At 65.4% G+C, this 23,632-nt stretch carries 28 protein-coding genes; 7 read left to right on the forward strand and 21 right to left on the reverse strand.

Going from position 1 to position 23,632, the window contains the following annotated elements:
* Positions 1-2: 2 nt before the first annotated feature.
* The 7 genes from S58_RS21145 to S58_RS21175 all read right to left on the reverse strand — a co-directional run bounded on the left by S58_RS21145 (position 3) and on the right by S58_RS21175 (position 6,398).
* Positions 3-221 (reverse strand): hypothetical protein, encoded by a 219-nt coding sequence (locus S58_RS21145; protein WP_015667411.1) that lies wholly within the window; start codon positions 219-221, stop codon positions 3-5.
* Positions 218-1,171 (reverse strand): carbohydrate ABC transporter permease, encoded by a 954-nt coding sequence (locus tag S58_RS21150; protein WP_015667412.1) that lies wholly within the window; start codon positions 1,169-1,171, stop codon positions 218-220. The genes S58_RS21145 and S58_RS21150 overlap by 4 nt, the downstream gene beginning before the upstream one ends.
* Positions 1,168-2,130 carry a carbohydrate ABC transporter permease gene (locus S58_RS21155; RefSeq protein ID WP_015667413.1) on the reverse strand — a complete coding sequence of 321 codons (963 nt, stop codon included), beginning with the start codon at positions 2,128-2,130 and terminating at the stop codon, positions 1,168-1,170. Before S58_RS21155 ends, S58_RS21150 begins: the two co-directional genes overlap by 4 nt.
* 116 nt (positions 2,131-2,246) lie before the next feature.
* Positions 2,247-3,578, reverse strand: a complete 1,332-nt coding sequence (locus tag S58_RS21160) for an ABC transporter substrate-binding protein (RefSeq protein WP_015667414.1) — start codon at positions 3,576-3,578, stop codon at positions 2,247-2,249.
* A 333-nt stretch (positions 3,579-3,911) separates the two neighbouring features.
* Positions 3,912-4,565 carry a 4'-phosphopantetheinyl transferase family protein gene (locus S58_RS21165; RefSeq protein WP_015667415.1) on the reverse strand — a complete coding sequence of 218 codons (654 nt, stop codon included), beginning with the start codon at positions 4,563-4,565 and terminating at the stop codon, positions 3,912-3,914.
* Between the two features lie 157 nt (positions 4,566-4,722).
* Positions 4,723-5,643: a sigma-70 family RNA polymerase sigma factor gene (locus tag S58_RS21170; protein WP_015667417.1), complete on the reverse strand. Its 921-nt coding sequence runs from the start codon at positions 5,641-5,643 to the stop codon at positions 4,723-4,725.
* Positions 5,640-6,398, reverse strand: a complete 759-nt coding sequence (locus tag S58_RS21175; RefSeq protein WP_015667418.1) for an SDR family NAD(P)-dependent oxidoreductase — start codon at positions 6,396-6,398, stop codon at positions 5,640-5,642. The genes S58_RS21170 and S58_RS21175 overlap by 4 nt, the downstream gene beginning before the upstream one ends.
* Before the next feature lie 200 nt (positions 6,399-6,598).
* Between S58_RS21175 and S58_RS21180 the strand changes: the two genes are divergently transcribed.
* The 3 genes from S58_RS21180 (at position 6,599) to S58_RS21190 (ending at position 10,012) form a co-directional block, all read left to right on the forward strand.
* Positions 6,599-7,804 (forward strand): M20/M25/M40 family metallo-hydrolase, encoded by a 1,206-nt coding sequence (locus S58_RS21180; RefSeq protein WP_015667419.1) that lies wholly within the window; start codon positions 6,599-6,601, stop codon positions 7,802-7,804.
* 1,018 nt (positions 7,805-8,822) lie between these two features.
* Positions 8,823-9,200: a hypothetical protein gene (locus tag S58_RS21185; protein WP_015667420.1), complete on the forward strand. Its 378-nt coding sequence runs from the start codon at positions 8,823-8,825 to the stop codon at positions 9,198-9,200.
* Between the two features lie 431 nt (positions 9,201-9,631).
* Positions 9,632-10,012, forward strand: coding sequence for a hypothetical protein (locus S58_RS21190; protein WP_042340842.1), 381 nt, complete (start codon positions 9,632-9,634; stop codon positions 10,010-10,012).
* Between the two features lie 219 nt (positions 10,013-10,231).
* Here S58_RS21190 and S58_RS21195 read toward each other — a convergent pair whose 3' ends face one another.
* The 4 genes from S58_RS21195 to S58_RS21210 form a co-directional block, all read right to left on the reverse strand.
* Positions 10,232-10,663 carry a hypothetical protein gene (locus S58_RS21195; RefSeq protein ID WP_015667422.1) on the reverse strand — a complete coding sequence of 144 codons (432 nt, stop codon included), beginning with the start codon at positions 10,661-10,663 and terminating at the stop codon, positions 10,232-10,234.
* A 288-nt stretch (positions 10,664-10,951) separates the two neighbouring features.
* Positions 10,952-11,407: an RbsD/FucU family protein gene (locus S58_RS21200; RefSeq protein WP_015667423.1), complete on the reverse strand. Its 456-nt coding sequence runs from the start codon at positions 11,405-11,407 to the stop codon at positions 10,952-10,954.
* 129 nt (positions 11,408-11,536) lie between these two features.
* Complete coding sequence (locus S58_RS21205) at positions 11,537-12,463, reverse strand: alpha/beta fold hydrolase (protein WP_244440816.1); 927 nt, start codon at positions 12,461-12,463, stop codon at positions 11,537-11,539.
* Between the two features lie 222 nt (positions 12,464-12,685).
* A complete protein-coding gene (locus S58_RS21210; RefSeq protein ID WP_042340048.1) occupies positions 12,686-13,024 on the reverse strand; it encodes a hypothetical protein in 339 nt (112 codons plus the stop codon).
* A gap of 267 nt (positions 13,025-13,291) precedes the next feature.
* Between S58_RS21210 and S58_RS21215 the strand changes: the two genes are divergently transcribed.
* The 3 genes from S58_RS21215 (at position 13,292) to S58_RS21225 (ending at position 14,797) form a co-directional block, all read left to right on the forward strand.
* Positions 13,292-13,714 (forward strand): ferritin-like domain-containing protein, encoded by a 423-nt coding sequence (locus S58_RS21215; RefSeq protein WP_015667426.1) that lies wholly within the window; start codon positions 13,292-13,294, stop codon positions 13,712-13,714.
* An 86-nt stretch (positions 13,715-13,800) separates the two neighbouring features.
* Positions 13,801-14,298: a nucleoside deaminase gene (locus S58_RS21220; protein ID WP_015667427.1), complete on the forward strand. Its 498-nt coding sequence runs from the start codon at positions 13,801-13,803 to the stop codon at positions 14,296-14,298.
* An 85-nt stretch (positions 14,299-14,383) separates the two neighbouring features.
* Positions 14,384-14,797 (forward strand): DUF4174 domain-containing protein, encoded by a 414-nt coding sequence (locus S58_RS21225; protein ID WP_015667428.1) that lies wholly within the window; start codon positions 14,384-14,386, stop codon positions 14,795-14,797.
* A 50-nt stretch (positions 14,798-14,847) separates the two neighbouring features.
* On the opposite strand, the gene S58_RS21230 is transcribed toward S58_RS21225, so the two are convergent.
* The 10 genes from S58_RS21230 to S58_RS21275 form a co-directional block, all read right to left on the reverse strand.
* Complete coding sequence (locus tag S58_RS21230) at positions 14,848-15,480, reverse strand: urea amidolyase associated protein UAAP2 (RefSeq protein ID WP_015667429.1); 633 nt, start codon at positions 15,478-15,480, stop codon at positions 14,848-14,850.
* An 11-nt stretch (positions 15,481-15,491) separates the two neighbouring features.
* Entirely contained in the window at positions 15,492-16,301 is an 810-nt protein-coding gene (locus S58_RS21235; protein ID WP_015667430.1) for an urea amidolyase associated protein UAAP1, read from the reverse strand.
* Positions 16,298-16,900 carry a DUF1989 domain-containing protein gene (locus tag S58_RS21240; protein WP_015667431.1) on the reverse strand — a complete coding sequence of 201 codons (603 nt, stop codon included), beginning with the start codon at positions 16,898-16,900 and terminating at the stop codon, positions 16,298-16,300. The genes S58_RS21235 and S58_RS21240 overlap by 4 nt, the downstream gene beginning before the upstream one ends.
* Positions 16,901-16,911: 11 nt before the next feature.
* Positions 16,912-17,304, reverse strand: coding sequence for a RidA family protein (locus tag S58_RS21245; protein WP_042340050.1), 393 nt, complete (start codon positions 17,302-17,304; stop codon positions 16,912-16,914).
* A gap of 26 nt (positions 17,305-17,330) precedes the next feature.
* A complete protein-coding gene (locus S58_RS21250; RefSeq protein ID WP_015667433.1) occupies positions 17,331-18,098 on the reverse strand; it encodes an amino acid ABC transporter ATP-binding protein in 768 nt (255 codons plus the stop codon).
* A gap of 14 nt (positions 18,099-18,112) precedes the next feature.
* Positions 18,113-18,769, reverse strand: a complete 657-nt coding sequence (locus S58_RS21255; RefSeq protein ID WP_015667434.1) for an amino acid ABC transporter permease — start codon at positions 18,767-18,769, stop codon at positions 18,113-18,115.
* On the reverse strand, positions 18,766-19,410 hold the full coding sequence (locus tag S58_RS21260) for an amino acid ABC transporter permease (RefSeq protein ID WP_015667435.1): 645 nt from the start codon (positions 19,408-19,410) through the stop codon (positions 18,766-18,768). The genes S58_RS21255 and S58_RS21260 overlap by 4 nt, the downstream gene beginning before the upstream one ends.
* A gap of 117 nt (positions 19,411-19,527) precedes the next feature.
* A complete protein-coding gene (locus S58_RS21265; RefSeq protein WP_015667436.1) occupies positions 19,528-20,382 on the reverse strand; it encodes a transporter substrate-binding domain-containing protein in 855 nt (284 codons plus the stop codon).
* A gap of 24 nt (positions 20,383-20,406) precedes the next feature.
* Positions 20,407-21,240, reverse strand: coding sequence for a nitroreductase family protein (locus tag S58_RS21270; RefSeq protein ID WP_015667437.1), 834 nt, complete (start codon positions 21,238-21,240; stop codon positions 20,407-20,409).
* 454 nt (positions 21,241-21,694) lie between these two features.
* The gene (locus tag S58_RS21275) at positions 21,695-22,180 is read right to left on the reverse strand and encodes a MarR family winged helix-turn-helix transcriptional regulator (protein WP_015667438.1); all 486 of its coding nucleotides are present in this window, start codon (positions 22,178-22,180) and stop codon (positions 21,695-21,697) included.
* Positions 22,181-22,354: 174 nt separating this feature from the next.
* On the opposite strand from S58_RS21275, the gene S58_RS21280 reads away from it, so the two are divergent.
* Complete coding sequence (locus tag S58_RS21280; RefSeq protein ID WP_015667439.1) at positions 22,355-23,632, forward strand: amidohydrolase/deacetylase family metallohydrolase; 1,278 nt, start codon at positions 22,355-22,357, stop codon at positions 23,630-23,632.

The raw sequence follows: 23,632 nt of genomic DNA on the forward strand, positions 1-23,632 counted from the left end.
CGTCAATCCGGGAACTTGGAGACGATGGTGAACATCACGACGCCAGCCAGCGTGATGACGAAGGAATAGGTATAGAGCACCAGCGCGAACGGCTGCAGCAGCATCAGCACGCCCGCCGCGATCAGGATCGTCGCCACTGTCTCCATGGGGCCGCGACGCAGCGCCCGCGGCCAGCGCGGGCTCGCAACATCGGCCGTCTTCCTTTGAATGACCTGGCTCATTTGCGCACCGCTCCGAATGTGATGCCGCGCAACAGATGCTTCCGTAGCAGCACGGTGAACACGACGATCGGAATCAGGAACAGCGTGGTGCCGGCCGCGACCGCGGGCCAGTCCTGCCCGCCCTCACCGATGATGATCGGGATGAAGGGCGGCGCGGTCTGCGCCGTGCCCGAGGTCAGAAGCACCGCGAAGGCATATTCGTTCCAGGCGAAGATCAGGCAGAAGATCGCGGTGGCGACGATGCCGGTGGTGGCCTGCGGCAGCACCACCTTGAAGAACGCCTGCAGCCGCGTGTAGCCGTCGACCATCGCCGCGTCCTCATATTCCCGCGGGATCTCATCCATGAAGCCCTTGAGCAGCCAGACCGCGAGCGAGATGTTGACGGAGGTGTAGAGCAGGATCATGCCGAGCCTGGTGTCCGACAGTCCGAGCTCGCGGTACATCAGATAGATCGGAATCGCGACAGCGATCGGCGGCATCATGCGTGTCGACAGGATGAAGAACATGAGATCGTCCTTCAGCGGCACCTTGAAGCGCGAGAACGCGTAGGCTGCAAGCGTGCCGAGCACGACCGACAGCGCCGTCGAGCCGAACGCGATCACCAGCGAGTTCACATAGCGCGGGATATAGTTCGACGGTCCCGCGACCACCATGTTGCGGCCGCGCGAGACGCGGTCGCACACATCCGTGGCCGGCGGCAGCTTGGCCATATACTCCGGCGTCTGCCGCGTCCGCGTCGTGAACAGGTTGCAATAGCCTTCCAGGGTCGGCTCGCCCACGAGCTTAGGCGGATAGGCGATCGCGTCCGACGGCGACTTGAAGCCGGTCATGACGATCCACAGCAGCGGCACCAGCGTGATCAGCGCATAGGCGATGACCACGCCGGCCGCGATCCGCTTCACGAGCGGCGACGGATCGACCACGGAATGGGCGGTTGCGAGACCGGTCATCGGTTTTTCACCCGGTTGAGCGCCTTGACGTAGATATTGGCGAGACCAAACACCGTGACGAACAGGATGATGGCGAAGGCCGAAGAATAGCCGGTGCGCCACTTCTCGAACGCCTCGCGCTTCAAGGTGATCGAGGCCACTTCAGTGGTCGAGCCGGGTCCGCCGCCGGTCAGGAGGTTCACCATGTCGAACATCTTGAAGTTCTCGATCCCCCGAAACAGCACCGCCAGCATGATGAAAGGCAGCGCCATCGGCAGAGTGATCGACCAGAACTGCCGCCACGGCGAGGCGCGGTCGACTTCGGCCGCCTCATAGATGTAGTCGGGAATCGAACGCAGCCCGGCGAGACAGATCAGCATCACGTAGGGCGTCCACATCCAGGTGTCGACGATGACGATCGCCCAGGGTGCGAGCGGCACCTGCGCCAGCATCTGGAACGACGATGCGGGCGCGCCGGTCGCGGCCGAGATGACGTAATTGAACAGGCCGATTTGCGGCTGGTACAGGAAGGTCCAGAAATTACCGACCACGGCCGGCGACAGCATCATCGGCAACAGGATCAGCGTGGTCCACAGGCCATGGCCGCGGAATTTCTTGTCGATCAGCCAGGCCAGGGTGAAGCCGAGCACGGTCTGGATCAGGATGCTCCAGAACACGAAACGCGCAGTCACGGTCATCGCCGCCCAGACATCCGGATCGGTCAGGATCGACTGGTAGTTGGCGAGCCCGACATCGAGCACCGTCGCATTCGGCCGGTTGGCGCGGTAGTTGGTGAAGGACAGCCGGATGGTCCAGATCAGCGGAAAGATGTTGATCGCGAGCAGCAGCAGCATGGTCGGGGTGATGAACAGCCAGGCGATGGCGCGCTCGGACAGGCCGCGAGCGCGGCGCGCCACGACAGGCGGCGTCACCATGGCGGCGCGGTCGACGAGGCCGCTCAATCCGGTTTGGTCGGTCATGCGAGGGACTACTTCACTGCTGCTTCAGGCTTGCGGTGGGTCGGGTGGTCCGCCGGCAGGCTGAGCCTGCCGGCAGCATCGATCGTGACGCATCGCATTCGAGGCGCTGCTGGTCATCAGAGCTTGCCGTCCTCCTTGAACACCTTGGTCCAGTCCACGATCAGCCCGTCGAGCGCGCCCTTGGCCGTACCCTGGTCGGCGACGACATAGTCGTGAACGCGCTTCTGCATCGCGAGCAGCAGCTGCGCGTAGGACGGCTCGGCCCAGAAGTCGACCACCTGGTCCATCGCCACCAGGAAGTCGGCCGCGAACGGCGCGGTGTTTTTGAAGTTGGGATCGTTGAGCACGCCCTTGTGGCAGCTGTAGCCGCCGAGCGCCCACCACTTCTTCTGGGTGTCAAGCGAGGCGAACCATTTGATGTAGGCCAAAGCCTCGGGGCGGTTCGGCGAATAGGCCACCACCGAGATGCCCTGCCCGCCGAGCTGCGAGCCCTTTTCCTTCTGCGCCGGGTTGACGAAGAAGCCTATTCTGTCGCCGCCGACATTGGGGTCCTTGTAGAGCCCCGGGAAGAACGCGAACCAGTTCATCTGCAGCGCGACCTGGCCGGACTTGAAGGCGTCGAGCCCTTCCTGCATGTAACCGTTGGAATAACCCGGGGGCGTGCAGCACTTGTAGAGCGCCTTATAGAATTCGAGGCCCTTCACGGCGTCGTCGGAGTTGACGAAGCCCTGCATGTCATACGGCTTCTTCGGGTTCTGATATTTGAAGCCGAACGGATAGAGCGCGTTGGTGACACCCATGGTGATGCCTTCCGAACCGCGCTCGGTGAAGATCGCCGCGCCATAGACGGTCTTGCCGTCGATCACGCGCTTCTGGAAGAACTCGGCGATGTCCTTCAGCTCTTCCTGCGTCTTCGGCACCTCGAGCTCACGGCCGAACTTCTTCTTGAACTCTTCCCTGATCTCCGGCCGCGAGAACCAGTCCTTGCGATAGGTCCAGCCATTGGCGTCGCCCATCGCCGGGAGTGCCCAGTAGTTCGGCGAGCCCTTCGGCCATTCGGCATAACCGGCCACCGTGGCGGGCATGAAGTCGGAGATCTTGATGCCTTCCTTGTCGAAGAACTCGTTGAGCTTGACGTACTGGCCGTTCTCGGCAGCGCCACCGATCCACTGGGAGTCGCCGATCATCAGGTCGCACAGCTTGCCCTTGGAGTTGAGCTCATTGAGCATGCGGTCGGCGAAGTTCGGCCATGGCACGAACTCGAACTTCATGTTGACGCCGGTCTTGGCCGTGAAGTCCTTCGACAGCTCGACCAGCGCGTTGGCGGGGTCCCACGCGGCCCAGCACAGGGTGATCGTCTTTCCCTCGGCGCGCGCCGGCGCGGACGCGCCGAACGCCGCGGCGGCGGCGACCGTCGCCGTCAGTGCAAATGTCTGCAGCAACTTCATCTGGCACTCCCTCCCTGTTGGCGCCGCCCCTGCCTTTGCGCGGGTGACGGCGGTTGTTGGCCCGCAGCCCATTGCGCCGTCACAACGACAGCGGGAGCCGCAAGCGTTTCCCCTTGGTCCCGGATCATCAGTCCGAGTTAAGTATTTTGTTTAGTAGATTGCCGACGACTAAACATGTCAAGCGCATTTCCGCTATTATTGCTGCACACCATGTTTAGCGCCTGCGGTAACCGGTTCGTCTATCGGAGATTTTCGGGAAATGGCCGCGACATAATTTTTCTTCGGCGGCATCGGCGCACGGCTGGGACCCAACCTTTGGATGCAATCGCACAGTCAGCCTCGCACGAACTCGACGCCGCAGCCGACACGGTCGGTATCAACAACAAACCGCCCCGACAGGCGGGCGACGGCGGCCGGCCAGCCCGCCTTGAGAACGCGCGCTTCGAAGCTACCAGACGCCCATTCGATCGAAAGCTCGACATCCTGGAAATCGAGGAAGCCGCGCGTGGTCGGATACTGACATTTGTAGTAGGCTTCCTTGGCGCTGAAGATCAGGATCGGAAGCACAGCCTGAATGTCCCTGGGCTGGGCCCCGACCCATCGCCGCTCTGCCGGCGTGAGCACCAGATCCTGCATCGCGGGGTCGAGCTCGCGCAGATCTTCCACGTCCAGGCCGAGCGAAGCGACATCACGGCTGCGCGCCACGACGACGGCGCAATAATTGCTGCAATGTGAAATGCTCCCCGTATAGCCCGATGGCCAGACCGGCGCGCGATCCGGCGTCGGAACCAGCGGGATTGGCGGAGCCCCGAGCGCCGCCAGCGCCCGCCGCGCCAGGATCCTTGCGGTGGCGAACTCCGCCCGGCGCTTGGGCACGGCAGCCTGGATGAAGGCGCGCTCCTCCGGGAAAAGCTCGCCATCGGCTTGTGAGAGCGCAGCGGCCTCGACGCCGACCGGGCCGCGAAACAGATCTGCGATCGCAATCATCAACAACTCTGCACGCCATGGACCTCGACCGTGAGCGGCTTTGACGGGGTGTGGTCAGAGGCGCCTCTCAACACCAGCCTCCAAACGCTGGTCAAGGTCCACAATCCTGATCCCGAATACGGCTCGATCCGCAACGCTGACTCCGGCATGATCACCATCACGACCGATCCGGCGCGTCCGCTGCCAGCACCAGCTCCGCATCGGCGATGACGTAGCGGACATAGCGGTAGTCACGGATGAAGCTGATCTTGCCGTCGCGCCAAGTGAGCCACATGACGTAGCTTGGCCTTGCATCGCCGCGGTTCTCGAACACTGCAACGACCTCGCGGCCCTCGAGCCAGGCTGGCGTCAGCCAGACGCCGTCGAACTTGGCGTAGATGCCGAAGAACATCCCGACATCGACGGAGCCGACGCGGACCGGATGCGTGGACTGGTGCAGCCTGACATCATAGGCCAGCAGCGCGCGGAGGCCGTCCCAATCACGCCGGTTGAACAAGGCCACGTAGCGCGCCACCGCATCGGACGCCGGCCGCGAGGGGGCTTGCGCGTCGGCAACAGCGTTGATCGCGGCGAGACGCGCCCGCCCGCGGGCGAGATGGGCTTTCACCGAGTCCACGCTGAGATTGAGGAGGGCTGCAATGTCGGCCAGCGGCTCATCCAGAACATCCTTCAGGATCAGCACGCTGCGCTGGACGATCGAGAGCTCGGTGAAGCGCGAAACCGCCGTCCTGATCGCGTCCTGGCGCATCATCATCTCCAAGGCATCTGGCGTGGCGTCATCAGCGACGTGGTTGGCGGTCTCCATCGGCTCGACGGTCCGGATCGCACGGCTGCGCAGCAGGTCCAGCGCCCGGTTATGCGCGACCCGGAACAGCCAGGCCCGCAAGGTCGTGACGTCGCGCATCTCATCGGCGGCGACGAGCGCTTTCGTCAAGGCGTCCTGCACGACGTCCTCGCCATCGATGACCGACCCCATCAGACGCGCGCAATAGCGATGCAGCTCGGGCCGCAACTGCTCGGCCAGCGCAACGAGCTCGGTCCTGCGCGCGCCGTCCGACGCATGTCCGCCGTCGCTCAAGCTGTCGCTCCTTCCATGATGGTCACGCCGGCATCGCCGTTGAGGCCGAACACGACGCCATCGGCAAAGCGCGCATCCTCCAGCATCGAGACCACCCGATCGCCGAACGCGCGCGGCGGCATCGGCGCGCCGAAGCGGGCGACGAAGGCTTCCGGCGTGATGCCCATCGAGCGCGCATACGCGCCCGCGGCCGTGTCCCCCACCCCGGTGCCAAGGATCATCATGCGCGGCACGATCGCCTGGAAGCGGATGCCGAGGTTTTTCTCCTGCGACACGCCGTTGGCATACTTCGCCATGAACCAGAGCATGCGCTTGGCGCCGCCATAGCCGCCCGACATCTGCGAGCCGGTCACGGCCGCGCCGCTCGATCCGACCAGGACGCGGCTTCCCGGCTTGAGCGGGCGATTGAGCGCCGCCTGCAGCCAGTACAGGCCCGCCTTGACGTCCGTCTCCCAAGCCATCGAAAAATCCTTCCAGCTCAGTTGATCCAGCCGACCCATCGGCGGCGTCGCGCCGGCGTTCAGCACCAGGATGTCGGGGCTGAGGTCGCCGACGATGCGAAGCGCGGCGGCCTCGTCGGTGACGTCGGCCGCGATCGTGGCCACGGCGAGACGGGCGGCGACGGCCTCCAGCGCCGCAGCACCACGCGCAACCACGGTGACCCTGGCGCCGTGGTCGACGAGCGCCTCGACCAATCCCAGGCCGAGACCGCGGCTTCCACCGGTGACGACGACGGTCTTGTCTTTCAGGCTCATGATGATGCTCCAATGTTCAGATGAAGTGAAGACGATTGGAGCCTCGGAAAAGAGTCGGGGCCGTCGGCCGATCGACGGGATCGGCCAATCGACGCGGCCGCCCGCGCCAGGCGCAGCCCGACCGTGCAGGCCGCGCCCTTGCGCAACAGAACGCCGCGACCGATGCTGCGCGCACGCTCGCCAATCACAGGAATCGCTTCATGTCCGTCGACACCACCGCCGCTACCGATCGCCTCATGCGTTTTCTCGCCGTCCAGGGCGTGACCGGACAGGAGAAGGCGATCGGGCGCGAGATCATGGCGGCGTTGAAGCAGGCTGGCGTGCCAGCCAAGGCGATGCGGTTCGACGATGCCAATACGCGCATTGCGCTGCCGACCGAGACGGGCAACCTGATCGTCGAGCTGCCCGGCCGCGGCACGATGCAGAACCAGCCGCGGCTGATGTTCATGACCCACATGGACACCGTGCCGCTGTGCGCCGGCGCGCAGCCGAAGATCGCCGGGCGGAAGATCGTCAACCAGGCCAAGACCGCGCTCGGCGGCGACAACCGCTGCGGCTGCGGCATCCTCGTGACGCTCGCGGCCGAGCTTATCAGGCAAAAGCTCGATCATCCGCCGATCACGCTGCTGTTCTGCGTGCGCGAGGAGAGCGGGCTGCACGGCGCCCGCCATGTCGATCTCGACGCGCTGGGCGCGCCCGCGATGGCGTTCAATTTCGACGGCAGCTCCGCCTCGTCGGTCACCATCGCCGCGGTCGGCGCCGACAAATGGGAGGTCGAGATTTTTGGCCGCGCCTCGCATGCCGGCGTAGCACCTGAGCGCGGCATCAGCGCCACCATGATCCTGGCGCTCGCGCTGGCCGAGGTCGGGGCCGGCGGATGGTTCGGCAAGGTGGTGAAGGGCAAGGGCAAAGACGCCAGGCTCGGCACCAGCAATGTCGGCCCGGTCACCGGCGGTGAGGGTCGTCCCGCGGGCGATGCCACCAACGTCGTCACCGACTACGTCCATGTCGGCGGCGAGTGCCGCAGCCACGACGCCAAGTTCGTTCGCGAGATCAGCAACGCCTACAAGGCCGCGTTCGAGAAGGCCGCGAGGCAGGTCACCAACAGTGACGGCAAGTCCGGCCGCGTCAAGTTCAAGGCGGTGACGGAGTTTCCGCCGTTCCGGATCAAGGAGACCCTGCCCGTCGTCAAGCGCGCCACCGCCGCCATCGCCGACATCGGCGCCACGCCGACCTTGCGCGCCGGCAATGGCGGCCTCGACGCCAACTGGATGGTCCGCCACGGCATCCCCACCGTCACTTTCGGCACCGGCCAGAACGAGCCGCACACGATCGACGAGTGGATCAACCGCGACGAATACGACCGCGCCTGCACGCTGGCCCTGCGGCTGGCCACGATGGGGTGACACGGCGCCGATGCGACGAGATGGCGCAATGCCCGCGCGGGACATCGTCACGACGCCCCCCTCTTCGAACGATCGAACCGCAGACGAGGCTGAGCGATCTCGCGGCGGCCTGCGCCCGAGTTTTGCATCGCGTTGACCTCTCCTTCGAAGAAGAGGCGCAGGGAAGACCGGGTATCGACTGATACCCGCGGTCCGCGTGCAACAAAAAGCACGCGGCAGAACCACAGGTTCAGCCCAATATCCGGCCTTCCCTGCGCGACGGTTTGCGGGTTATAGGCGCTCTCCCCGGGGATCGGCTGTCTTGCCCCCGTCGCCAGCGGATCATCATCACCACCGGCTTGGCATCAGCACCGCGATGCCAGGACCACACCATTTCGCCGTCGCATCGCTCCGTTCGTCGGCCCGGCTGTGACACCAGGCTGCAGAGCAACGCGCCCATCGCCTCCCCAGCTCGACGCTCGTGACGATCGCGAAACGTCCCTCTTCAGCGAGCCGGGATGCGCGAGAATGTGGAGGTGATTTGCCCGACGTGGCAAGTGATTAGTTTGCGGCAAACTGGCACGACGGGCAGTTGGCGCATGCGGGGCATGCGAGGATTGCCCGTCGTGCAGATGGGGTGACGCGAGCTCATCGGATCACAGCAGCCAGTCCCATCGACATCCTTCAAACGTCTTCAGCCCATAAAATGCACCGTGATGAGTTAACTCCGGCGCCGGGTGACCAAGTCCGCAAAGCAGGCGTCATTCCCCTCCTCCGCACGCCCAGCGCCCCCCTGTTCCAATGGCATGGAAGTTTGGACAGCGCCGGAACTCCAAAGCGGACCAGCGGTTCTAGTGCGGTGGACCTGATATTCGCTTCGGGATGGCCGCTGGCTCCCCCGAGCGCGGTCAGGTTCGAGAACGCAATTGATCATCCGTTTGCCGGTCGTCGTCGGCTCTGACGTTCGTAAGCAGTTCTCGGCACAGCCGGACACCTTAAGACATCCGCCGATCACGGCGCAACTCACTGGAGGCCTGACATGTCGACCAAGAAAGCTCTGATCGGCCGCACGGCCGTTATCGCTTCATTGACCGCACTCGCGATCGGCGCCTTGACGCCCACCAGTGCCGACGCTCGAAATGCGCGCTGGCACGGGGGCGGCGGCGCTGCGGTCGGCGCGGCGCTGGCGGCGGGTGCCATCGGCACCGGTCTTGCGATCGCCGCAAGCCGCGACGCCTATGACTATTATGATGGCCCGGTCTATGGCGGCCCGGCGTATTACGCGGCGCCGTCCTACTACGGACCGAATCCGAACGCCTATGGCTACTACCGCAAAGGCGAATACCCCTATCAGATCTATGGCGGCGACAGCCCGAACGCAGTCTGCGCGCAAGGGACGACCTGGAATTGCCGCTGAGGCCGCTTCTGATTGAAACCTCGGCGCGAGACCGGGCGAGTTTTCGTAACGCTCGCCCGGCGCCATGACCCAAGCGCCAGTGACCAGTCCCACGGCCCGCCATGAGCGCGCCATGGGACCGGTCAATCGCGGCTGGCCGATATCCGTCTCTCTCACACCGTCATGCGGGCTCGTCCCTCCTGCGCGACCGAAAGCCGTTCGGCGCGGCGAAGGGCCGGCCATCTACGTCGTCGAACTGGAACGACATGGTGCCCGGGCCTCCGTACGTCCATTTGGCGGAGGCAATCTCGGATGCATCGATAGCCTCTTGCGCTATCGACTGATCGTGCCCCTGGCGGTGGAGGCTATCCTGTCGGCTTTAGACAGAGGCGATGAGCCTTACCGGGACCGAGTTTCCGCACCTGGCGCGTGACGACGCAAGGGAAGCGACGATGAGAAAGCCGAACGTGCTTGCAATTGGCCTCGATCCGCGCTTCGCCGATTACAGCGCAATGCCCCAGCTCACCGCCGAACTCGTGCGCGCCTACATCGAGGCGGAAATCAACCGTCTGCGCGACGCCGGGTTCGAGGTCGACACCTGCCTGCTTACCCCTGACGCGACGGCCGAATCAGATGTCGAGGCGGCCTTGCGGAGCAAGAGCTTCGCGTGCGTCGTGATCGGGGCGGGGCTGCGCGAACCGTCCGAGCACCTCCTGCTGTTCGAAAAGGTCCTCAATCTCGCGCATCGACTTGCGCCAGACGCATGCATTGCCTTCAACTCCACGCCCGCGGACACGGCAGAGGCTGTCCAGCGATGGATCGTTTCCCGCTGACGACAGCCTGGAGCGTGGGTTCGGCTGCGTCTATCGGTCGACCGTCCGTATCTTGGCCTCAATCGCCGCGACGCATTGCCGGCGCCAGCGCTCGGTGAACCCGAACGAGAAGATCAGGCTGAAGCTGATGTAGCGACTAGAGCAGCGGTCGAAGACCCCTTTCACGAGCGAGGATCGTAGATGTCGGCCATGCCGGTTGCCTGCCCCGCTTCGTCGCCCTTACCGATTGCAGCGCCGAACGAACGTGACATCCCTCGGATACAAATAAGTGTAGGGATCGACATGCTCGAGCGCATGGTGTCGGATCACCCAGTCGCGCACCTCGGGCGCATAGGCCTGCATCATCAGCTGGGTGAGCGGATAGCTGAAGCTGCGATCGCTGTGATGGGCGGCGTGAAACATGAAGTAGCCGCCAGGAGCGATGCAGATCTTGCTGAGGGGAACGACGCCCAGGACCGTCGTGCAGGCCGACTTGCACTGGCCATCGATCACCACGCGATCGTATTCCTGGTTGACGCGGGTGTACTGATAGATGTGCGCCGCGACGTTGCCGCCGGGACCGTGCAGATAATACACCTTCTCTGCATGGGCCGCGCTCGCCGCTGCCAGCAGGACGATCGCCACGCCGGCCGCCGTTCGCATCCAACCCATGAAATGCCTCCCCCCAGTGCGTCGGCCAGCCCGATTTGATCGACGACCGCGCCAAAGCATATCCCTGAAACGCCGGTCGCTGATATGATCATGTCCCCGATCGAGGCGACAGTCCGGTAGGCCCGCATGAGCGCAGCGACATGCGGCAGCCGGTCTCTCCCTGGGGGGGCGCTTCCGCTGACGCCCATGGGCCCCGGCGGGCGCCGCCCGGGCTACGCCTGTCGAACACGACGCGCATCCGATCGCGACCGTCCCGAAACGTGCTCCGACGTCCTTTCAACCCCGCGCCTACGCCGCATCCGGCGGGATGACGCCCTTCGAGAAGATGAAGCAGCCGTAGAACCGGCGCTCGCCGGTCGCGATCACGCAATAGGCTGACTTGGCCATCTCGTAGAACGCGTAGCGCTCGACACCGACCAGCGGCCAGGACTTGCCTTCGGCCCGGTCGATCACCGCCTGGACCTCCTGCTGCACCGGCGTCACCTCCTCCGGTTGGCCGACGACCTCCATGCGGACGGCGGCATCATCGACGAACGTGTCGAGCGGCAGCACCGACAGCACCGCCTGGATGGCCCTGGCGGCACCGATATTGTCGATGCGCAGCAGCTCGCCGAACACGGTCTGCCGCGCAATCGCATCGGCCGGAAAATTGGTGTCGCAGATCACCAGGCGGTCACCATGCCCCATCGACCGGAGCGCATAGAGCACATCGGCATTGAGCAATGGGTCGATCCCCTTGAGCATGGCCCCCTCCCTCGTTTGCATCCGCCATCAGGATTGGGGACGGCGGTCGAGGTTGATCTCTACGGCCTCGACCAGGGCGAACGCAATCCCGAGTCTCGACGCCGGAACAAACCTCGGACATCCCGCCTGTCAAAGGCTTTTGATCTTGAGCCAGGTGCGGATGGCCTGGATGAGTTCTGCCTTGCGCTCCAGCGGCAACCAATGTCCGGAGGGGATGCTGGTCACGGTCAGGTCGGCACAGGTCGCGCGCATCGGATCGCCTTGGCGATTTCCGGTGATGCTGCAGATCTGATCGAAGTCGCCGTTGACGAACAGCACCGGCTGCGACAGGCGGCCGTCATTGGGGGCCTTGCGCGCGTAGGCGATGTTGGCGTCATCGTTCAGGTACCACGCGCAGGAGGGGCGGAAACCGTGAGCCTTGAACGCCTGCACCAGCACCTCGAAGTCCGCCGGCGGCCAGAGAGCCGGGTCGGGCTCAGTCGGCGGTGCCCGGTGCGCGGCGCCGAAGCGCCCTCCGTTGCGGGTGACCACCGCGTTCGGCGAAACCTGGCCCACGCCGGCGGGATCACCCCGTCGAAAAATCGACGCCAGCGATGCTGCCTCGTCCGCATCGAGGTCGGCGACTGCCGCGTCGAAGTGCGTCGTGTAGTAGCGGTAGTAGTCCCATTGACCATCCGGATATTGGTCAGCCGGATAGATCGTCCGGTCGACCAGTGGGACGACCGTGCGCAAGGCGTGCCCTTCCGGCTGATACGCCAGCGAGGTCAGCACGACGCCGCGGCTGCGCTGGGGCTCATGCGCGGCCAACTCAGCAGCCACCACAACGCCCCAGTCGTGGCTGACCCAGATCGCAGGTTGGCCGCCAAGATGATCATGCAACTCCGCCATGTCTGCCACGACTTCCTGGATCGCGTAGGCGTCCGCGGCTGCAGGCGCGGACGAGCAGCCAAAGCCGCGCAGATCAGGAGCAACACAGCGCCAACCGTCAGCGGCGAACGCATTCATCTGGGCGCGCCACATCAAGCTGATGCTCGGCCAGCCGTGGAGGAAGATCATCAACGCCCCGTCGGCCGGCCCGCACTCGAGGTAGTGCGTTGTCTGACGAGGCGAGCTGAAAGTGCGCGACACCAGCGTAGACAATGTCGCTCCCCCTGTTGCGTCCGACAGTGGAGCGGCTGAGGACATCTCAACGAGGGTGGACCCTTCGCCGAGCGCAAATCCCGTTGCAGAACTGAGCGGTTGAAGCGGCGCTGTCATCGGCGAATAATCCAGTGAAGCTCAGCCGGTTCCCTCGCCGACCACGCGCAGATCGATCCTGCCGATCAGGTCCGAGCGCAGCGCTTCAGCGGCGGCCATCGCCGCCATTGTCTGTCGCAATGTGCTGACGTTCGATCCGAGCGAAACGATGCCGCCGAGCACCGCGGCCATTGCGCCGAGGAACGCGACCGCGGTGGACCCGAACAGGCCCAGCATCGCGCCGAGCAGCAATGCGACCCCGCCGGATATCACGATCTTCGAGGCGAGGATGATCTTTCGACACCGCTCGGCCACCTCGGCAAGCTGTTCGATCCGCGCCTCGATCCGAGAGATTTGTCCGCCCTCGTCGTCCTCATCCATCACCCGCGCCGTCCTCCACGATTATGTCCCGCCATCGGACGTCCTGAAACGGGCCTGTCCATGATCATGCCGCCTGTCGCGTGGAGCCGAGCCTACGACGCCGCCATGACCCCGGCAACCATCCGAGCCGTGGCGTGACCGTGCATCGCAGGTCCGGATGCGCGTGGGCGTGCCATCCCCGGAGCAGAAGGCCGCGGGCCGGAACAAAGCCGGCAACTCCGGATTGTCGTGGTCAAAATCTCCACACTTTTGACCGGTGAGGCGACAATGGCTGCAGACAGCCTGAAGACACTGCACACGGCCCTCATTGATGCGCGCAACGGCTATCAGGAAGCAGGAAAGGATGCCGAGACGCCGGCGCTGGCGGCGCTGTTCGCCGCGATGATCGTCCTGAAGGAGCGTGATCACACTGAGCTGCATGACGCGTTGACGCGGATGGGCGAGAAAACGGACGAGTCCGGATCGTTCATGTCCGCGGTGCATGAGACCGTCATCCGCGTGCGCTCCGCGGTGACGGGCCTCGGCACCAACGCGCTGTCATCCTTCGTCAGTGGCGAGGAGCAGATCATCAACCAATACGACGACGCGCTGAAGGACTGCGCGGGCGATCCTGCCATCACGGCCACGCTCCGCCGGCAGCGCGAGAGGTTGCTGGTGAAAATCGCCGAGATGAAGCAGCTCGCGACCTGAGCGACCGTCTCACCCCAGCCGAGCAGGATGGCGCGTGGCCTTCCCGCGCGCGGCTCTCATCGTCAGACATCCGGATATCACCCATCGTGCCGAACCTGAGAACCGACGAGCATTTCATGCAGGAGGCGATCAAGGTCGCCACGCAGGATGGCGCTGAGCCGGCGCTGTCGCCGATCGGCTGCGTGATCGTGCTGGGCTCCGACATCATCGCCGCCGAACGCAATCACGTCGCCGCCAAGAATGACGCCACGGCCCACGCCGAGATCGAGGCCATCCGCGCGGCCGGACGCGGCTTCGACGACGGCGAGCTGCGCGGCGCCACGCTCTACACCACCCTGCAGCCGTGCGGCATGTGCACGATGGCCTCGATCTGGAGCAAGATCGGCCGAATCGTCTTCGGCGCCGGCCGCGACGACGTGCACCAGATGTACTTTGAAGCCCGGCATGTCGACACGCTCAAATTCGTCGCGAACGCCTATCGCGACGACCTCACGATTCAAGGCGGCGTTCTGCGCGAGGCCTGCAGCAAACTCTATTATCGCCCCTGGGACGACGTCGCGGTCGAGGACCAGGGCAACCGCTAGGCTCGTCCCCCTCCTCCGGCGAGACCAGAGATCCAGCCCATCGCCGCCAACGTTCGGATGACAACGCCATCAGGAGGTCCGGGACATGCGACTGCGTCTGCTCACGACCGCGATCCTCCTGGGAGCCATCGCCATGCCGCCGGCAAGCTCCGCCTCGCCGCTCGAAAAGTACCGATGGAAACACCGGCTCCTCGTCGTGACCGGCCCCGACGACGCGAGCGCGCGGCGGCAACGCCGGTTCTATGACGCCGCCAAAGCCGGCATGACGGAGCGCCAGATCATCCTGCTCGAGGCGCTGGACGACGGTGTCTCCTCCCACCAGGTTCGCGCGGCCGTCGGCACCGACGGACACCGTTTCAAGGTCTATTTGATCGGCAAAGACGGCCACACCGCGTTTGCCTCGCAGACGCCGATATCAGCGGACGACCTGTTCAAGCGCGTCGATGCCATGCCGATGCGGCGGGATGAGATGCTGCGCGACAGATCGAAGGAACGTTGAGCCTGAAGCGCCAACGTAGCGACGGTTCTCTCAGGCAAAATGGAGGGCTCTCAGGCCGCAGCCGTCTCCCGGATCTCCACGCGGATCGGAGTCGGATCGAAGCCGTTGCAGGGGTTGTTGACCTGCGGACAATTCGAGATCACGAACAGCAGATCCATCTCGGCGGTCACGTCGACGTAGTTGCCCGGCGACGAGGGGCCGTCGAGCACGGTGAAATTGCCGGTGGGCTCGATCGGGACGTTCATGAAGAAGTTCAGGTTGGAGACGATGTCGCGCTTGGTGAGGCCGTGACGCGACAGCTCCAGGATGAAGTTCTCGCGGCAGGCATGCAAATAGCGCGTCGCTTCGCCGAAGCGCACGGCGTTGCTCTCGCAGGAGCAGCAGCCCGCTGACGTATCATGGCGGCCGCAGGTGTCGGCGGTGATCCGCGCCATCACCCGGCCGCGGTTGGAGATCAGCCGCGTGCCGAGCTCGAGATAGGCGGAGCCCTGGACGCGCAAGGTGTCCTGCGCGCTGTAGCGTTCGGCGGTGTCAGCGGCGGCGTAGATCAGCGCGTCCACCGCCTGCTCGCCTTCGCTGTCGATGATGCGCAGGGTCTGGCCCCTCTTCAGCACCCGCGACCAGGGTCGCTCGGCGGGAATGTCGAAGCCATAGACGAGATGGCCGGGATCGGTCGATGGCATGACCATGCTCCTCAGGCGAACAGCTGATCGGTGAAGGCGTAGGCGCGCACGGCTTCCTCCGAGGCCGTGCGGCAGACGTCGTCAACAGCGGGCGGCGGCAGCCGGTGCCGGATCAGCGTGATCGGCGCCGTCGCGGCCGGCCGCGCCGGGTCGAGCGGATGGGCGCAGTTGGAGACCGCGACGATCAGGTTCATCTCGGCGCGCAGGTCGACGAAATCGCCGGCGTGCTTGCGCGCGGCGTGCCAGACGAAACGCCCGGCCGCGTCCGTCGTCACCGGCGCAAAGAAAGTCACGCAGGGCGGGATGTCGCGCAGGCCGAGCCCGATCTTGGCGGCGGCCGAGATGAAGTTCGCCTGGGTGTTGCGCGTCACTTCGCCATAGGCCGAAAGCGTGGAGTCCGCGGTCGAGCCGCCGACCAGCAGATCATGCGCGCCGGAGGTATCCTCGATGACCGCCAGCAGCACGCGCCCCATGTCCGACAGGATCATCCGGCCCTTCGACAGCGCCGCGCTCCACTGCACCTTCACCGTGTCGGCGCAGTTGATCCGCTCGGTTGGATCCTCGCTGCGCCACGCCAGCAGCGACACGCTGGAGCGGCCGTGGTCATCGATGATGCGCAATGCCTCGCCGCGCGACAGCCGCACCGTCGTGTGCCATCCCGGCGGCACCTGCTCGGTCTGGACGACAGCGTCCGCCGCGATCGGCGCACCGTCGAGCGCCGTCGGCGCCGGCAGCTGCTTGAGCTCCTGCCCCGCTGCACGCAGCTCCTCGTAGCGGCGGCGGTTGGCGGCGGCCCGCTCAGCCTTGCTCGCTGCGCTCATGCTGATGTCACCGTGAAATGCGCCTCGACCGGCCGTCCGGCCTTGCCGTTGATCGGCAGGATGTCCTGCGGACAGGCCGAGAACGCGATCACCAGATCCATCTCCGCGCGCAAGCGCACATGGCCGCCGGGCACGGGACGCGGCGGCGCGGCGAAGCCGAGCGTGCCGTCGGCATCCCATGGAATGTTCATGAACAAATTGAGCGGGCTCGGCACCTCCGGCGGCGTCAGGCCGAGCTCGGCCATGCCGGCGAACAAATTGTCGGTGCAATTGTCGTGATGGCCCTCGTGTCCGAGAAACGCATAACGATAGCGGTCACAGGCCGCGATCAGCGTGTCGTGGATGCCGCCCGAGGTGTCCTCGATCAAGGTCAGGATCGGCCGGCGCCTGTTGGTCCGGAGCACGTCGCCCGGCCGCGGTACCAGATGCAGCGAATGCGCCCGCGTGTGCTCGTTCGACATGAACTCCGAGAGGTCGGCGCGGCTGAAGGCCCAGGTGTCGACGACCTGCTCGCCATGGGTGTTGATCACGGTGACCACCTGGCCGGCGGTGACGAAGGCCGCCTTGCCGCGCCGCGCGGGAATCTCGATTCGCTCCATTGCACTCTCCCTCACGGCTTGTAGGCGACCATGTCGATCTCGACGATGCCGCCGCGCGCCAGATCGCAGACCCCGATCGTGGTCCGTCCAGGCCGATGCGCATCGTCGAAATGGCTGGAGAAGATCGCGTTCATGGCGGCGTAGTCGCGCTTGAAATCGGTCAGGAAGATGCGGGCGAACACGACGTTCGCAAAGCTCATGCCGCAGCCCTTCAGCACGCGCGCGAGGTTGTCCATCACCTTGCGGGTCTGCGCCTCGATGCCGTCCGGGAGCGGCAGCGCGTCGTCATCAGGATCGGTTGCGAGCTGGCCGGTGACGAACAGGAACGGCCCCGCTTGCACCGCATGGCTGTAGGGCGTGACCGGCTTCGGCGCATCAGGCAGAAGATGATAGATCGGATCCATGGCGTGTCCCCTGTCCTCGTTATGCTTCATCCGGCGGCGTAGCGCTGGATGAACTGGCGCGCGCGCTCGGTGTCCGGGTTGACGAAGAAGCGCTCCGGCGGCCCGGTCTCGACGACGTGGCCGCGATCGAGAAACAGGATGCGGGTGGCGGCGTCGCGCGCAAAGCCCATCTCATGGGTCACGATCACCATCGTCCGGCCCTCGCGGGCGAGCTCGCGCATCACCACGAGCACCTCACCGACCAGCTCCGGGTCGAGCGCGCTGGTCGGCTCGTCGAACAACAGAACGTCCGGCTTCATCGCCAAGGCACGCGCGATACCGACGCGCTGCTTCTGCCCTCCGGACAGCCGCGCCGGGAACGCATCGGATTTGTCGGAGAGCCCGACCTTGGCGAGCAACGCCATCGCCTCCTCGCGCACCTTGGCGACGGGGCGCTTCTGCACCTGCACCGGCGCCTCCATCAGATTCTGCAGCACGGTCAGATGCGGCCACAGCGCGAAGTGCTGGAACACCATGCCGATCCGCGTGCGGACCCGCGACAGCTCGCGATCGGACATCACGACGCCGCCATTGTTGATGCCGATGCGCTCGCCGTTGAGATAGATCTGGCCGGCATCGGGCCGTTCCAGCCAGTTGATGCAGCGAAGCAGGGTCGACTTGCCGGAGCCGGACGCGCCGAGCACGCAGACCGTCTCGCCGCGCGTCACCGTGAAGCTGATGTCCGAGAGCACCTCGAGCGCGCCGAAGCGCTTGGAGATGCCGGCGACGTCGAGCACGGCCATGTCATCGGTCATCCCAGGCTCTCCTCTCAGCGCCGTGCCGCAGCCAGCCGGTCGATGCCGCTGACACCGGCCTCGATCACCAGGCACAGGCCCCAATAGAGAAACACGGCGGTGATGAAGGCGGCGAACGGCACGTAGTGGCGCGACTGGATCGAGCTCGCGGCATGCGTCAGCTCGGGCAGCGCGATGATGGTGAGGAAGGCGCTGTCCTTGACGATCTGGATCATCTGGTTGCCGATGACGGGACCGGCGGCGAGCAGCAGCGGCGGCAGGATGATGCGGCGGAACAATCGCGGCCCGGAGAAGCCGAAGGCGACACCGGCCTCGATCGGCTCCCGCGGCTGCGCCACCCAGGCGCCGCGCAGGATTTCTGCGAGATAGGCGGCGTGATAGACGGTCAGCGCCACCAGCCCCGAGCTCCAATTATCGAGCCGGATGCCGAACGACGGCAGCCCGTAATAGACGATGTAGGCGAACAGCAGGAACGGCACGCAGCGCATGCCATCGACGAACACGCGCACGGTGAGCGCCAGCCAGCGCCGCTTCGACATCAGGGCCGGCGTCAGCACGAAGGCGATCACGAGGCCGGCGATGGCCGACAGCGCCGAGAGAATCGTGGTGTTGCCGAGCCCGCTCAGCAGCAGATCGCGCTCGCTCCAGACGATGGCGAAATCCCGGATCATGCGGCCTCGGCTGCAAGCTGGCGCCGCTCGATGAAGCGTTGCAGCGAGACCAGCGCGAACACGATCGGCGCATACATCGCGATCGCCACCAGGAACGGGGGCAGCGGCTCGTATGTCTCGGCACCGATGCGCACCGCGGCGCGGGTGATATCGACGACGCCGACCACAGCCAGCACCGGCGTCACCTTGATCAGCAGCGACATCTCGTTGACGAGGCCGGGGAGACTGACCCGGACGATCTGCGGCAGCACGATGCGGCGGAAGCGCAAGCTCGCATGCATGCCGACGGACTGCGCGGCCTCGTACTGCTCCTTCGGGAAGTTCATCAGGGCGGCGCGCCAGACCTCGCAGTTGAACGCGGAGGTGTTCATGACCAGCGCGAGGACCGCGGCCGAGACCGGGCCGATCGCGATGCCGACATTGGGCAGCGCGAAGAATAGCAGCAGCAGCAGGGTCACGAGCGGCGTCGCGCGCAGCACCGAGACATAGACGGCGACCATGCGCGCGATCACCGGCACGTCGGCCCAGCGCAACAGCGCCAGCCCGAGGCCGATCGGCAACCCCATCAGGATGCCGACCAGCGACAGCGTCACCGTGACCACGGCGCCCTGCAGGATGGCCAGTACGTCGGCCGCGCTCATCGCCGTCCATCCATGGCGTTGCTGGACGACCGCATGCCGTCGAGGATCAACTCGCCGTCATGCGGACCGGCGCGCAGCCTTCGCCACCCGCACATCAGCTGCTCCTCGTCCGCGGCGTCAGAATTCCGGCTCGAACGTGACCGGCAGATCCGGGAAGGCCTCGCCGAACCACTTCTTCTGCAGCTCGGCGAACCGGCCGGTTTCCTTCTCCTTGGCGATGAAGCCGTTCAGGAACTCGACCAGCTCCGTGTTACCCTTGGCAACCGCCCAGGCCGGATAGGATTTGCCCGAGACGGGCTGACCGACCGCGAACACGTTCGGCTTCTCGGCGACCAGCGCCTTGATGTTGATGATCGTGTTGACGACGTAGTCGACGCGGCCGAGCGCGAGATCCTGATACGCTTCGGGATAGGACGTGTATTCGACGACCTTGCCGAGCTTGCCGCCCTCCTTCTCCAGCATGGCCTGGAGCTCGGGCAGCCTCCCGAGCAGCGCGCTGCCGGCCTGCACGCCGACCGTCTTGCCGCTGAGATCCTTGATCGCGGAGATACTCTTGTCGTCCTTGCGCTTGACGTAGTAGTGGGTCGCGTCGGCGATCGGGCTGGTGAAATCGAGCGACTTGTTGCGCTCCTTGGTGATGATTGCCGCGGTGATGGCGACATCGTATTTGCCGGTGGAGACGCCGGCCAGGATGCCGGTCCAGGGCAGGATCTGCTGCTTGATCTCGAACGGTGCGTATTTGCGCAGATCCTCGATCAGCTCGTTGTCGAAGCCGGTCGGCTTGCCGTCCTTGACGAACTCGAAGGGACGGAAATCGTCCTCGGTGGCGACGATCAGGCCGCGCTTCTTGATCTCGTCGAGGCTGCCGGCCTTGGCGCTGAACACGGCCGGCAAGGTCAGCGCGGCGGCCAATAGCGCCAGCGCGAGGCGCCGCGACGGCGCCTGAAGGCGGGAAAACGAAGGCTTGGTCATCTCGCATCTCCTCATTTGAACTGATCAGTCGAAGCTGAAGCCGTGCGCGCGCAGATAGGGTGGAAAGGCTGCGCCTTCGGCCTTGGCGGCCTGCCGCGCCTTGTCCTCGGACCAGCCGTAGAACTCGGCCTCACCGAACTCCGCATTGCCGCGCTGCTGCTCTTTCGGGATCGCATGCCGCGCATGGCGCCGCCGGTCGTAATCGTCGAGCGCCGCGGGCAGCGCATCGTCGCCGTAGCGGTCGACATGCGTGGTGATGCTGCGCGGCAGCCGCAGGCTGACATGGCCCTCCGCGGCGGGGTAGCCGAGGCACAGCCCGGCGACCGGAAACACCATGTCAGGCAGTTCCAGCACCTTGGCGACCGTGTCGATCTCGTTGCGGATGACGCTGATCGGACAGGTGCCGAGACCAGAGGATTCCGCGCACAGGATCATGGTCTGCAGCGCCAGCGCCGCGTCGACCGAGGCGTTGAAGAAACCTTCCAGGGTACCGTTCTTGACCGGCTTGCCGCGCAGTTCACCGATGCGCTGCAGCCGCCGTGCATCACCAAGAAAAACGAAGAACACCGGCGATGCTGCGATCCAGGGCATGCTCGGAAACAGCCTGCCGATCGCTACCCGCTTGTCGGCATCGCGCACGCGCATGACCGAGGCCTGCTGGAAATCCGACTTGGCCGAGGCGCTCAGCGCGCAGGCGACGAGCAGGTCGAGCAGCCCTTCTTCCGGCATCCGGTCGCTGTAGCGGCGCACCGTCTTGCGCGACAGCACGCCGCGCAGAAACGCATTGGGTTCGATGTCGCCGCCATCGGGCCCGCCGTCACCGAAACGTGTTGCGAGGGCATCGGCGTGCTCGGACATCACAGCGCCTCTCCCGCTTCGCGCGCGACGCACCACGTCGAACGAACGCCATTGGCCAGAGCAATGATCGGCGGGTCGCGCCGCAGCAGACATCGCATCGCTCACTCCACGCGCCGCGACATCGGTGTCGCCGCCCCGGATTCGTATCGCCCCGTCGCTGACGCGCAGGGCTCTTGTCGGAATGGGTCAGCAAGGGACATGCCAGTTCGTGTTCAGGCATTTCGCACGGGATGCTTGTGCACCCGCTCGCACCTCGTTCTAAGCCCCAAATGAGCAGCTACATGCGCCAGTTCCGGGCAAAACGCCGCGGCGGCGAAATGCGGTGCATACTTCGTATTTGTGGTATTTGTTCCGGTGACCGACGCCCCGGCCGGATGCGGCCCACCGACGACGCGCTGCTTTTCAGGCAGCACCATGCCCATTATCTAATCGAGACGATCGCCGTCGGCCCCGATCAACCGGGCGACCGTGTCGCATCGAGCTTTTGGCCCTGCGCCTCGACGATCGCCTGCATCATGGCAATGAACCGCTTCTGATCGGCCTTGGTGAGATCCGCAATCGTCGCGAGATGCGCCGCCCTGGCCGGCCGTTCGATCTTTCGCAGCAAGGTCGCGCCAGAACGGGTCAAACGGCAGGTCTGCGACCGCCGGTCGTGCTGTCCGACGCTACGATCGACGAGGCCGCGTGCCTGCAGCCGCTTCAACGCCCCCGTCGTGGTGGTCCGGTCGAGCGCGATGTCCTGGGCCAGCGCCGTCTGGTCCGCCGTTCCCCGTTTCGCCAGCGCCGTCAACAGGCTGTACTGCAACGGCGTGATCTCATAGGCCGCGCATTTCTCCTGGAACAGCGCGACGTGGATCTGGTGCAGCCGCCGGATCAGATAGCCCGGGCGCTCCTCGAGCGGCCACGATGTCTCTGCTCTGGGCTTGTTCCTTCCAGCCATCGAACGGCTCCCGCATAAGCGCTCATCACACTGCATCTTATTGAAGCTGTCTATGGCACGGATCTTGATGTAATGCGAAGCATGCTTCGTAAATTGGTCGGCGCATCATGCGTGCCGGCTCGTCGAGGAAGGCTTTGACCGGGACGAGCAAGTTGCCCGGAAAGGAGACCTTGCATGTCCGTGAGCGCCTCGTTCGATCTGCTGCTGCGCGGCGGCCGCGTCATTGACCCCGCCTCCGGCATCGACGGACTGAAGGATGTCGGCATCCGCAACGGCCGCATCGCCGCCGTCCAATCCGATATCCTGCCGACCAGCGCCAAGGACGTGGTCGACGTCACCGGCCAGCTCGTGCTTCCGGGACTGATCGACACCCACGCCCATGTCTATCAGTACGTCACCGGCCGCTTCGGCATGAATGCGGACATGGTCGGCGTACAATCGGGCGTCACCAGCCTGATCGACCAGGGCGGCCCGTCCTGCATGACCCTTCCCGGCTTCCGGCACTTCGTCGCCGAGCAGGCGCAATCGCGCGTCTATGCCTTCCTGTCGGCCTATCTCGTCGGCGGCCTCGAGGGCCACTACTACCCCGATCTCTACCGGCCCGACTGCGTCGACATCGACGCGACGGTAAAATCCGCCGTCGCCAACCGCGACCTCGTCCGCGGCATCAAGGCGCATGCCGAGATCGGCGGCTTCGCGCGCTGGGGCATCCGCGTCATCGAGATGGCGGCCGAGATCGGCCGCCGCGCCGAGCTTCCGGTCTATGTCCATTTCGGCCAGCTGTGGGGCCTGCCCGCGAGCGGCACCAATGGCGAAGATGTCGACACCATCCTGGAGCGCGTGATCCCGCTGCTGCGTCCGGGCGACGTGCTGGCGCACCCGTTCACGCGGCATCCCGGCGGCTTCGTCAACACCAAGGGCGAGGTGCATCCGGTGATCCAGGCCGCGCTCGACCGCGGTCTCAAGGTCGACGTCGGCCATGGCAGCCATTTCTCCTATCGGCTGGCGCGCAAGGCGATCGACGCCGGCATCGTGCCGCATACGCTCGGCGCCGACATCCACGGCTACAACACGCACGTTCCGGCCCCCGCCGGCACGCCGGACGAGCCTGCCGACGACGAGAACCATCCGTTCGCGGGCCAGGCCAAGTTTAGCCTGGTGCAGGCGATGAGCTCGCTGATCGCGCTTGGCCTGACCTTGGAGCAGGTCGTGCCGATGGTGACGTCGAACCCCGCCGCCATGCTCGGCCTGTCCGATCAGATCGGCGCGCTGCGTCCCGGCATGGCCGCCGATGTCAGCGTGCTCCGCGAGCAGCAAGGACGCTTCGTACTGCGCGACAACGAGAAGACCGAGGTGATCGCCGAGAAGCTGCTGCAGCCGGTGTTCTGCCTGCGCGCCGGCGTCCGTCACGACGCCACCGCGCCGATCCTGCCCGCAGCGGTCGCGGCCTGA

It is taken from the genome of Bradyrhizobium oligotrophicum S58, from assembly GCF_000344805.1.
Taxonomy (GTDB): domain Bacteria; phylum Pseudomonadota; class Alphaproteobacteria; order Rhizobiales; family Xanthobacteraceae; genus Bradyrhizobium; species Bradyrhizobium oligotrophicum.